The sequence below is a fragment of the Streptomyces sp. SID5785 genome, from assembly GCF_009870065.1.
Taxonomy (GTDB): Bacteria; Actinomycetota; Actinomycetes; order Streptomycetales; family Streptomycetaceae; genus Streptomyces.
This window is the reverse complement of record NZ_WWIA01001105.1, coordinates 1-3,412: the sequence shown is the minus strand read 5'-3', so window position 1 is coordinate 3,412 and position 3,412 is coordinate 1. Positions and strand designations below refer to the sequence as shown.

Sequence of the window (3,412 nt, the reverse complement as noted above, 5' to 3'; positions counted from 1 at the left end):
CGGAACGTGGAGGACAGCATGACGAGCAGGTCGCGCTCCGCCGCGGCCGCCATCACGCCGCTCGCGATCGCCGCGAAGTACGGGTCGCCCACGTCGTGGCAGATGACGCCGACGGTGGTCGCCGCGGACCCGGCGAGCGCCTGGGCGTGCGCGTTCGGTATGTAGCCGAGCGCCGCGGCCGCCGCGCGTACCCGGTCGAGCAGCTCCGCGCGCACCGGCGCCGTGCCGTTGAGCGCACGGGAGGCGGTGGCGGGGGAGACGCCCGCTCTGCGGGCCACGGCGTCGAGCGTCACGTGCGGTGGTGCGTCCGGTCGGTCCACTGCGCCTCCCACGAGTGCGGTGTCGAACTCCCGTCACAGGAAACTTCCGCACAGTGTCTTGACCGTGCGGACATGGGCTCATTAGCGTGGCTGACACCTTATCAGAAAGCGCTTTCTGAAAGCGATTTCGCGGCCCGGCCCAAGTCGTCCCGATGCCAGGGGAGTTGCCCGTGAGCCAGAGCGCACTCAAGTCGTCCCCCGAGCTGGTGCAGGGGGTCAGGGAGCGGGCCAGGCCCACGGCGGGCCGCCGGTTCGCCGACGTCGCCGAGAAGAGCTGGCGTCCGCTCGCCCTGCTCGTGGCCTGCTTCGCGGTGTGGTGGGTGATCGCCGCCGCCGAGCTCGTCGAGCCGTATCTCGTCCCGTCGCCGGCCGCCACCCTGGACGTGATCCTGGACAAGCCCGACTACCTCTGGCAGCACAGCTGGGTCACCACGTACGAGACCCTGCTCGGCTTCGTCATCGCGGTCGCGGTCGGCGTGTTCGCGGCCGTCGTGATGGTCTACTCGACGACCGTCGAGAAGACGCTGTACCCCATTCTGCTGTTCGCCCAGGTCGTCCCGAAGATCGCCATCGCCCCGCTGTTCGTCGTGTGGCTGGGCTTCGGGATCGCGCCGAAGATCCTCATCGCGGTCCTCATCGCCTTCTTCCCGATCGTCATCTCCATGGTCACCGGCCTCAAGGCGGTCGACCCGGAGATGCTCCAGCTGTCCGCCACGATGGGCGCGAGCCCCTGGCAGACCTTCCGCAAGATCCGCTTCCCGGCCTCGCTGCCGCACCTGTTCTCCGGCCTGAAGGTCGCCGTGACGCTCGCCGTGACCGGCGCGGTCGTCGGCGAGTTCGTCGGTGCCGACGAGGGCCTCGGCTACGTCATCCTCCAGGCCAACGGGAACCTCGACACCCCGATGCTCTTCGCGGGCCTCCTGGTCATGTCGCTGATCGGCGTCGTCCTGTTCGTCGCCGTCGAGGTGGCCGAGCAGGTCCTGCTGCCCTGGCACGCGAGCCGCCGGGACGGCACGGCCGTCACCACGTACTGAACGCCGCCCCCCGCATCCTCTGAAGCCGACGCAGAAAGGCCCCGTCATGCCCCCGCGCAGACTGCTGACCGCCACCGTGCCGTTCGCCCTGCTCGCGCTCGCCGCCACGGCCTGCGGCGGCGACCCGGAGACCTCGACGTCCGACTCCGGCAAGAAGCTCGACAAGGCCACCCTGACGCTCAACTGGTACCCGTACGGCGAGCACGCCCCCTTCTACTACGGCCTGAAGCAGAAGATCTTCGAGAAGCACGGCATCGACCTGGAGATCCGGGCGGGCCAGGGTTCGCAGAAGACCGTGCAGGCCACCGGCGCCGGTCAGACCGACTTCGGCTGGGCCGACACCCCGGCCGTGCTCGCCGGTGTCGACCAGGGCGTCAAGGTGAAGAGCCTCGGCGTCTTCCTGCAGACGACACCCGCCTCGGTCCAGTCCTTCGCGGCCACCGGCATCACGTCCCCGGCCGACCTGAAGGGCAAGACGATCGCGGGCACCGCGGGCGACGCGCTCTCCAAGACGTTCCCCATCTTCCTGAAGAAGAACGGCATCGACGAGTCCGCCGTCAAGGTCCAGAACACCGACCCGGCCGGCAAGATCGCCGCCGTCATCTCGGGCAAGACGGACGCGCTCCTCGGCTACGCGAGCGACCAGGGCCCGACCATGCAGGACAAGGCCAAGAAGGACGTCTCCTACCTGCGCTTCTCGGAGAACGGCCTGAACTTCTACTCCAACGGCCTCATCGCCGGCCAGAAGACCCTCGCCGGTGACGGCGGCGACCTCGCCCGGCGCATGGCCGAGGCCGTGAGCGAGTCCTTCGCCGCCGCCGAGAAGAACCCGGAGCCCGCCGTCGCCGCGATGGACGGCGCCTCCGAGCAACTCCCGCCGGAGACCGTCCTGTCGGAGCAGTTCACGACCACCCTCACGCTGCTCCACACCGACGCCACCGAGGGCAAGGCGCCCGGCGTGAACACCGAGGCCGACTGGCAGCAGACCATCGACGTCTTCGCCCAGGCCGGCCTGGTCAAGAGCGGCAAGCCGGTCGGCGACTACTGGGACACGGCGCACGGGATGAAGGGATGAGCGGCATGAACGGGACCCGGGGGCCGGACATGGCCAAGGACGCCGTCGCCGGGCGACCGGCCGGACCGGACCCGGCCGGCGCCGCCCCCGCGGTCCGGATCGACGACGTCGCGGTCCGTTTCCGTACGAAGAAGAAGGACGTCACCGCGCTCCAGGACATCCGGATCGACGTGCGCGACGGCGAGTTCGTGGCCATCGTCGGGCCGTCCGGCTGCGGCAAGTCCACGCTGCTCAAGCTGGTCGCCGGGCTGCTGCAGCCGTCCTCGGGCGAGGTGCAGCTGCGCGGCGAGCGCGTGCGCGGTCCGCGGCACGACATCGGGTACGTCTTCCAGCGCGCCGCCCTGCTCGAATGGCGCTCGGCGCGGCGCAACATCCTGCTCCAGGCCGAGATGCGCGGGATGCCCGCCGCGCAGGCCCGCGCCCGGACCGACGAGCTGATCGCCATGACCGGGCTCACCGGCTTCGACGACGCCTACCCGCACGAGCTGTCCGGCGGCATGCAGCAGCGCGTCGCGCTGTGCCGGGCCCTGTTGCACGAGCCGCCCGTGCTCCTGATGGACGAGCCGTTCGGCGCGCTCGACGCCCTCACCCGCGAGCAGCTCAACGTCGAGCTCAACCGGATCTGGCGGCGCACCTCCACGACCGTCCTGCTGGTGACGCACTCCATCCCGGAGGCGGTCTACCTCGCCGACCGGGTCCTGGTGATGAGCCCGCGGCCCGGCACCGTCACCGAGGTCATCGACGTCGGTCTGCCGGCGGAGCGGGACTACGCGCAGACCCTCGCGACCCCCGAGTTCCGCGCCGCCACGGGGCGTGTGCGCGAACTTCTCGGGGCGGTGTCCGCGCACGACTGACCGGCGCGGATCCAGGTGTGTCATATCTGGGATATCGTGCCGGATATGAAACGCGATACGGAAGAAGCCGCGGGCGGCGGTCCCGACCCCGTGGACGCCCGGCTCGGAGCCCGGCTCGCCGAGCTGCGG

4 protein-coding genes are annotated in these 3,412 nt (G+C 70.5%); 3 read left to right on the top strand and 1 reads right to left on the bottom strand.

Features of this window, described 5'->3' with window-relative positions:
- A partial coding sequence (locus GTW43_RS36000) for a LacI family DNA-binding transcriptional regulator (RefSeq protein ID WP_161306180.1) occupies positions 1 to 293 on the bottom strand: 293 nt, incomplete at its 3' end.
- Positions 294 to 490: 197 nt separating this feature from the next.
- Here GTW43_RS36000 and GTW43_RS35995 point away from each other — a divergent pair.
- From GTW43_RS35995 to GTW43_RS35985, 3 genes are read left to right on the top strand one after another with little or no spacing between them, the layout of a single operon-like run.
- Complete coding sequence (locus GTW43_RS35995) at positions 491 to 1,354, top strand: ABC transporter permease (RefSeq protein WP_161306178.1); 864 nt, start codon at positions 491 to 493, stop codon at positions 1,352 to 1,354.
- 46 nt (positions 1,355 to 1,400) lie between these two features.
- Positions 1,401 to 2,429, top strand: a complete 1,029-nt coding sequence (locus GTW43_RS35990; protein ID WP_161306177.1) for an ABC transporter substrate-binding protein — start codon at positions 1,401 to 1,403, stop codon at positions 2,427 to 2,429.
- 29 nt (positions 2,430 to 2,458) lie between these two features.
- Positions 2,459 to 3,283, top strand: coding sequence for an ABC transporter ATP-binding protein (locus GTW43_RS35985; RefSeq protein ID WP_161306179.1), 825 nt, complete (start codon positions 2,459 to 2,461; stop codon positions 3,281 to 3,283).
- Positions 3,284 to 3,412: the final 129 nt, after the last annotated feature.